The following is a 7,409-nucleotide window of genomic DNA, read 5'->3' as shown; positions in this document are numbered from 1 at the left end:
TTTATTATATCTCATTCATTTTTGTTTGTCAAGAACTTTTTTATTTATTTTTTCAAGTCCTTTCCAAACTCCTCCGCCGCTCTTTGCGACAGCCATATTAGATTATCATTTCTTTCAAAATTTGTCAACACTTTTTTTAATTTGTTTCAAACTTTTTCAAGAAACAAAACGGAGAAAGAGGGATTTGAACCCTCGCGCCGGTTGCCCGACCTACACCCTTAGCAGGGGCGCCTCTTCAGCCTCTTGAGTATTTCTCCACGCCTGAATCCTTTTTGATATTCTTTTCCGCTGTAGCGAATTTTATTATACTAAACCAATCCCATTGTGTCAACGCTTTTTTTGATGTTTTTTGCACATTTTTGTATTCTTTAAAAAGAAGACTATATATAGAATTTGTTTTCATGTTTCTTCTATATATAGTCTTTGTTTTTTCTATTTTATATATTTTTCTGTATAACTTCTTCGATTCTATGTTTTACTTCCTCTGCAATCTCATGGGTTTTCATATCCTTGTACTCATCATATGTGATTGGTTCCAGGAAATGTACCTGAACAGTCACCTTCGCTGCAGAGTTCATATCAAAAGGTTTAAAGGAATCTATAAGTGCAACCGGGATGATCGGGCACTTCGCTTTTGTAGCAGCTTTAAAGCTTCCACCTTTGAATTCTCCCGGATGATTTCCATTTTTTGAGCGGGTTCCCTCTGCAAATATGAGGTAATTTCTCCCATTGCTTACTTCCTTTGAAACATCCATGATGATCTGCATAGACTGACGGATATCTTCCCTGTCCATCAGATATGCTTTCATACACGCAAAAACCTGTTTGAGAAATTGGATATTTCCCACTTCCTTTTTTGCCACAACGGAAAATGGAATGGGGCATGCCTCGATAATGGCAAGTACATCGTAAAGTCCCTGGTGATTCGGAAAAAACATAAATCCACTCTGTGTAGGAAGATTTTCCTGGCCATGTACATCAATGTGGACTCTTCCTCCCTTGTTTGCCTTTTTTGTAATGTATCGAAGAAGATTATATCTTTGCCCTTCCGTATACTTTTCCGTATGAGATGCATAGTAGCATAATTTGCACCACATAAACGGCACCAAAATTATATTTCTAAATACCATCAACAATATACGTTTCATAATCCTTCTGCGATATTACATCGTTTCCTTTCTGTATTCTTTTGTCGCACTTTCATATAAGTTATTTCCTTTGCTGTCAACCACAACAATGACCGGGAAATTCTCAACTTCTAATTTCCTTATAGCCTCTGTCCCCAAATCATCGTATGCAATGACTTCTGCCTTTTTGATACACTTTGATAAAAGTGCACCTGCCCCACCTACAGCTGCAAAATATATAGATTGATTCTTTACGATCGCATCCAGAACCTCTTTGTTTCTTTTTCCTTTTCCTATCATTCCGCCAAGGCCAAGGTCAAGGAGTTTTGGGGTGTATTTATCCATCCTGCTGGCAGTCGTAGGACCTGCGGATCCAATAGGCCTGCCATCCCTTGCAGGGGACGGTCCCATATAGTACACAAGCTGTCCGCAAAGATCCACGGGCAGATTTTTTCCTTCCATCAGTGCCTCATACATTCTTTTATGTGCAGCGTCCCTGGCCGTATAGATCGTCCCGGTCAAATACACGTAATCACCTGCTTTTAATGTCCTTGTAATTTCCTTTGACGCAGGTACGGTTAAATTCCTTTCCACTTTTTTTCCCTCCTCATCTTTAAATGGCTCTCACTACGTGCCGGTTTACGTGACAACAGATATTTACGGCTACCGGAAGTCCTGCGATATGGGTTGGATATGTGTCGATATTCACGGCAATCGCTGTAGTTCTTCCTCCAAGTCCTCCGGGACCGATTCCAAGTCCATTGATTTTTTCAAGCAGCTCTTCTTCCATTTGTTTTACATATGGAATATCAGAATGTTCTCCCACCTCTCTAGTAAGTGCTTCTTTTGCCATGACCGCACATTTTTCAAATGTTCCTCCAATACCAACTCCAACGACCATTGGGGGACATGCATTCGGTCCCGCATCTGCAACTGCATCCAAAACTGCTTTCTTAACTCCTTCGATTCCGTCAGCAGGTTTTAGCATGAATACTCTGCTCATATTTTCGCTTCCAAACCCTTTTGGCGCTACTTTAATGACTACTTTATCTCCCTGCACAATTTTATAATGGATGATTCCCGGCGTATTATCCTTTGTATTTTCCCGAATCAGCGGATCACTTACCACAGATTTTCTTAGATATCCTTCCACATATCCTTGTCTGATGCCTTCATTTACTGCATCCTCCAGGTTTCCCCCTTCTAAATGGACATCCTGTCCTACTTCAAGAAATACAACAGCCATTCCTGTATCCTGACAGATAGGAATTGTGTCATTCCCTGCAATATGAAGATTTTCCAGCAATTGTTCCAGTATCTTTTTTCCGACCTGGGACTCCTCTGATAGAGCGGCCTTCTTCATTGCCTTTTCCATGTCAGGAGACAGGAAGTGATTTGCCTCTATACACATTTCTTTTACATTTTTAGTAATTTCCTGTACATTCACTGTGCGAATCATCTTTAAAGTTCCTCTCCTCTTTTATTTTCTGTCTGATTTTCATTAATTGATCTCTTTTCATCAGCTTTTTTTATTATAGTATACTTTACAGTGCGGGTCAAAATGTAAATCCGTTTCCTTTATTTGACTTCTGCCATGCGTAATTTTATAATAAAAGGCAGAGTAAATCTGAGAAAGACGAGGGTTGAGCTATGGTTAAAGAAGTAAATATTGAGGAATTAAAAAAGACAGCTGTAGACATTTTTCACCAGGGATTTGCCTGTTCCGAAGCTGTCATCTATGCTGTCAAGAAACATTTTGAGTTAGATTTATCCGATGATGCAATTGCATTGAGCTCTGGTTTTCCGTGGGGACTTGGCGGGGCCGGCTGTATCTGCGGAGCACTGGCAGGAGGCACGATGTGTATCGGATATTTCTTTGGACGCCGCACTCCCGGAGATCCATGTATCAATAAATGTTTTGCGCTGACGAATGAATTTCATGATTATTTCAAAAAAGAATGCGGCAGCTCCTGCTGCCGCGTATTGACAAAGGGTATGGAAAAGGATTCTCCTGAGAGAAAAGCACAATGCACACGTTTTGTTGAAACTGCCGTCACCGGAGTTGCCAATATTGTGATGAGGGAGTTGAATGAAGAAAAATAAAAGGAATTTTATCTTTTTTGTTTTTCACTTAGCAGGAGGAGGACATCGGAAGGTATCATGATTCCAATCTTCCTCCCCTGCACAAGATTTTCTGATCTCTCTTTCTCAATTCCTATGCGCAGGGTTTTTTTAGAAATATTTCCGCCCCTGTCTTTAATTCTCACCAAAAGGATATTTTCAAAAGGGGCTTCGATGACCCTCTCTATCTCTGCCCATTTTTCTGTATCTGGTTCTGTCACTTTAATATAATGCGCGTGTATGCCTACATGGGTAATATCCTCGTGCACAGGCTCTGTTAAATTAAATCTAAGATTCCAGTCCGTACAAAAAATATGGTTGTCCTCCTTTTTCATCGGGGAAATATTTTTACATCCTGTCAAAAGCGCGGTTGCCACTGTCTTTGGATTTTTGAACAGCTCTTTTTTTCCTCCGCTGATTTCCATATGTCCTTTTGAGATAACCCCCATCTCCTGGCACAGGCGGTAGATTTCATCACGATTGTGGGACACGAGTAGGAGTTCTTTTCCGTACTCTTCGGAAATATTTAAAATCTCAAGCTCAAGCTGCCATTTCAGATAACTGTCCACAGCGGAAAATGGTTCATCCAAAAGAATGATTTCCGGTTCAGATGCAAGTACTCTTGCAATTGCAGTCCTTTGCCTTTGTCCTCCGGAGAGCATGGATGGATATTTTTTCTCCATTCCATCCAGAAAAAAACGATTCATCAATTTCCTGGCATATGCATTTTTTTCTTTTCCGGATATTTTTTTCTTCATCCCTGATTTTATATTCTCTATGACTGTCATATTTGGAAACAAAGCATAGTCCTGAAAAAGGTATCCCACATTCCTCTTTTGAGGCGGAAGATCGATTTTCTTTTCCGAGTCAAATAAGATACGTCCATTCAGCACAATCTTTCCTCTGTCAGGTCTTTCGATTCCAGCAATACATTTCAATGTCATGCTCTTTCCGCATCCGCTCTCCCCAAGCACACCATAAATATTTTCTTTTGTATCAAAACAGACATCCAAATCAAAATCGGAGAAATGTTTTTGTATATCCACATATAATGCCACCCTATCTCTCCTCCTTTTCCTTTTTTTGTCTGCTGTTTACAAAGTTCATTCCCAACACTGCTACAAGCGAGATAACCAAGATTACAGCCACCCACTGATACGCTTTTTCCCTGTCCCCTGCCTGCATGGCAGAATAGACAGCAATGGCAGCCGTCTGTGTTTTTCCCGGAATATTTCCTGCGAGCATGACAGTTGCCCCGAATTCTCCAAGGGCACGGGCAAATGCAAGGATCACCCCTCCTACGATCCCAGGTAGACAATTTGGAAACACTACCCGCCAAAAAATTTTGAAATTCGACATGCCAAGTGTCTGCGCAGCATAATATAAGTGAGAATCAAACTGCTCAAACGCTCCTCTGGCTGTCCGGTACATCAACGGAAAAGATACAACAGCTGACGCAGCTACTGTTCCAAGCCACGAAAATACAAAAACAATGCCATACTGCGAAAGCAAATTTCCAACAGGACCGTTTTTTCCGAAAAATACAAGAAGAAAAAAACCAAGAACTGTAGGTGGAAGCACTAAAGGAATCGTGAATAATGTATCCACGATCCCCTTTCCCCGTTTCATATGTACCACCTTCCATGCACAGAAAATCCCTGCAAAAAATGTGATCAAAGTGGCCACAACCGCTGTCTTTAAAGATAAGATTAAAGGTGTCATATCCATTACTTTTTATCTCCCATTCAAATTCAAAGGCCTTCTACTCTTCATATCTGGTAAATCCATATTTTTCAAAAACCTTTTTTGCCTCATCTGATTTGATGTACTCTAAAAATTTTTCTGCCTCTTCTTTCTTTTCCGAGCTCTTTACAATACCTGCCGGGTAGATGACTTTGTCACCGCTTCCTTTCGGAGCTTCGCATACAATTTCCACATTTTCTTCAATCATCGCATCTGTCTGGTACACAATTCCGCAGTCCACATTTTTGCTTGCAGTCCAGTCCAAAACCTGTCGTACATCGGATGCAAGGTTTGCTTTTTCCTTAATCTTGTCCCAAAGTCCAAGATTTTCATAGATTGTCTGCGTGTACTGCCCCACCGGCACTCCTTCTCCTCCGATAGCCACCATAGATACTTTGTCCCCGGCTACATCCTCAAAAGACTGAATGTCCGGTCCAGAGTCTTTGGGTTTTATGAGCACAACTTTATTTTCAAGAAGATTGACAATGGAATCATCATCCATAAGACCTTTTTCCTTCAAATCATCCATCTGCTTTGTGGCAGCAGAAATAAACATATCTGCAGGAGCACCTTCCTCTATCTGTGTCTGAAGAGTTCCTGACGATCCAAAGTTGAAGGTAAATGTAACATTTCCGTTTTCCTTTTTGTAATTCTCTCCAAGTTCTTCCATAACGTCCGTCATACTTGCAGCAGCCATGATCTGCAGCTCTACTTCCTGTTTTTTCTCTTCGTTTTTTGTTCTGTTTTTCTCCTCTTTACCGCATCCAATCAGCAGTGCTCCAAAAAGACTCATGGCTAAAATTACACTTAAAAATTTTTTCACTCTTCTTCCTCCAATGCAGTAAATAAATCTCCTTCTCTTACAATTCCTCCGTGTACAACCCTGCAGAAAATTCCTTCTCTTGGCATAATGCATTCTCCCATTGTTTTCTGGATATTGCATCCAGTGTGGCATTCTTTTCCTATCTGCGTCAATTCCAAAATCACATCTTTGCATTGAAACCTTGTACCCACGGCAAAACTTTTCAAATCATATCCCTGAACGATTAAATTCTCTCCGAACGCTCCGTCTTCTATCTTTGCGCCCCTATCTTTAAATGCCTCGATCTCCTCATATGGAAGGATACTTACCTGTCTGTGCCATTTTCCTGCATGTGCATCACCTTTAAGACCAAAATCTTCAATGATCTCACACTCATGAACATTGACTTTAGGCGTTCCTTTTTTTCTGCTGATGCAGACTGCTTTTATAATTCCCATAATTCTCCTTTATGCCCTTTTAAATTCTTTTTCCAAAACTGCAGTTTGGATAATGACAGGTATCACAGTTTAAACATAGTCCTCCGTGACCCATTTTCACAATCTCCTTTTTACTTACTTTTATGTCTGCCGCTGCTCTTGGGAGAATCAGATCAAATATGGTTGCCTTTGCATACATGACACATCCAGGCAGTCCCATGATCGGCGTTCCGTCCGCAAAATAGCCGAGCAAAAACATAGCTCCCGGCAGCACCGGTGCTCCGTATGTGATAATGTCAGCTCCACTTTCACATATTGCCCCAGGGGTCATGTCATCCGGGTCCACACTCATTCCTCCGGTACAGACGATCATATCCAGACGTTGCTCTTTCATGATCCGTATTGCATCCACGATCTCCTCTTTTTGATCCGGTACCATAATATGTTCTTTTACATGGATTCCATACTGTCTCAGCTTTTCCATTACAACCTGCGTAAATGTATCTTTGATTCTTCCATAGAACACCTCATTTCCCGTTGTCACGATCCCGGCTGTCTTTCTTTTGTATGGAACAACCCGAAACAATGGCGTATGGCCTGCAATTTTTTTTGCCTGTTCCATTTTCTGCTTTTCAATCACAAGAGGAATGATCCTTGTACCTGCAAGTTTTTCTCCTTTTTTTACTGCCCGGTTTGTGTGGATGGTTGCTATCATGATATTATCCAGCTCATTGATTTTGTCAAGACGTTCCACATCCACTTGGAACAGGCCGTCCCTGTCCGCAATAAGTTCAATCTTTCCTTCTTTGACATCAGACTTACTTATCCCTTCATTTACGCATATATCAGCCAAAATTTCAGCAGCCTCGTTTTCATGCATCATAGACTCATCTTTTTCCCACACATACAAATGGTCTTTTCCAAGAGATAAAAGTACCGGAATATCCTCCTCTGCCACAACATGGCCTTTTTTGAAGGCAACTCCCTTTTTTTCATCTTTGATAATGACTGTAATATCATGACATATAACGTGACCTACTGCATCTTGTGTCCTTATCTTCTTCATGCTAAATCCTCCTCGTATAATAAGTTTGTAAGCATAAAACAGCTTACAGACTTATTCTTTTTTGATTAGACAGAAGGATAATTCTAAACATCCTTTCAGAAGAGGCTTCTTCC

General features: G+C 40.8%; 9 protein-coding genes and 1 tRNA gene. 1 reads left to right on the top strand and 9 read right to left on the bottom strand.

Annotated features, from left to right (window positions below; genetic code table 11):
• Nucleotides 1–169: 169 nt before the first annotated feature.
• The 4 genes from B5F18_RS12110 to B5F18_RS12095 form a co-directional block, all read right to left on the bottom strand.
• A tRNA-Ser gene (locus B5F18_RS12110) sits at nt 170–257 on the bottom strand.
• A 180-nt stretch (nt 258–437) separates the two neighbouring features.
• Nucleotides 438–1,148, bottom strand: coding sequence for a lysophospholipid acyltransferase family protein (locus B5F18_RS12105; protein WP_087157904.1), 711 nt, complete (start codon nt 1,146–1,148; stop codon nt 438–440).
• Nucleotides 1,149–1,163: 15 nt separating this feature from the next.
• Nucleotides 1,164–1,721, bottom strand: coding sequence for a Fe-S-containing hydro-lyase (locus B5F18_RS12100; RefSeq protein ID WP_087157903.1), 558 nt, complete (start codon nt 1,719–1,721; stop codon nt 1,164–1,166).
• 19 nt (nt 1,722–1,740) lie between these two features.
• Nucleotides 1,741–2,586, bottom strand: coding sequence for a fumarate hydratase (locus tag B5F18_RS12095; protein WP_087157902.1), 846 nt, complete (start codon nt 2,584–2,586; stop codon nt 1,741–1,743).
• 191 nt (nt 2,587–2,777) lie between these two features.
• Between B5F18_RS12095 and B5F18_RS12090 the strand changes: the two genes are divergently transcribed.
• Entirely contained in the window at nt 2,778–3,230 is a 453-nt protein-coding gene (locus tag B5F18_RS12090) for a C-GCAxxG-C-C family (seleno)protein (RefSeq protein ID WP_087157901.1), read from the top strand.
• 8 nt (nt 3,231–3,238) lie between these two features.
• Here the strand turns inward: B5F18_RS12090 and B5F18_RS12085 are convergent, their stop codons facing one another.
• Genes B5F18_RS12085 through B5F18_RS12065 form a run of 5 tightly spaced genes read right to left on the bottom strand, consistent with a single transcriptional unit; the run spans nt 3,239 to nt 7,296 of the window.
• Complete coding sequence (locus B5F18_RS12085; RefSeq protein WP_087157900.1) at nt 3,239–4,306, bottom strand: sulfate/molybdate ABC transporter ATP-binding protein; 1,068 nt, start codon at nt 4,304–4,306, stop codon at nt 3,239–3,241.
• A 1-nt stretch (nt 4,307) separates the two neighbouring features.
• Entirely contained in the window at nt 4,308–4,976 is a 669-nt protein-coding gene (gene modB / locus B5F18_RS12080; protein WP_087157899.1) for a molybdate ABC transporter permease subunit, read from the bottom strand.
• A 34-nt stretch (nt 4,977–5,010) separates the two neighbouring features.
• Nucleotides 5,011–5,814, bottom strand: coding sequence for a molybdate ABC transporter substrate-binding protein (modA, locus tag B5F18_RS12075; protein WP_242955869.1), 804 nt, complete (start codon nt 5,812–5,814; stop codon nt 5,011–5,013).
• Nucleotides 5,811–6,251: an MOSC domain-containing protein gene (locus tag B5F18_RS12070; protein WP_087157897.1), complete on the bottom strand. Its 441-nt coding sequence runs from the start codon at nt 6,249–6,251 to the stop codon at nt 5,811–5,813. The genes modA and B5F18_RS12070 overlap by 4 nt, the downstream gene beginning before the upstream one ends.
• Before the next feature lie 19 nt (nt 6,252–6,270).
• Nucleotides 6,271–7,296 carry a molybdopterin-binding protein gene (locus tag B5F18_RS12065; RefSeq protein ID WP_087157896.1) on the bottom strand — a complete coding sequence of 342 codons (1,026 nt, stop codon included), beginning with the start codon at nt 7,294–7,296 and terminating at the stop codon, nt 6,271–6,273.
• Between the last annotated feature and the right edge of the window lie 113 nt (nt 7,297–7,409).

The sequence above is a fragment of the Lachnoclostridium sp. An181 genome, assembly GCF_002160325.1.
In the GTDB taxonomy this organism is placed as follows: Bacteria; Bacillota; Clostridia; order Lachnospirales; family Lachnospiraceae; genus An181.
The sequence above is the reverse complement of the archived record's forward strand: the minus strand, read 5'-3'. Positions and strand labels throughout refer to the sequence as shown.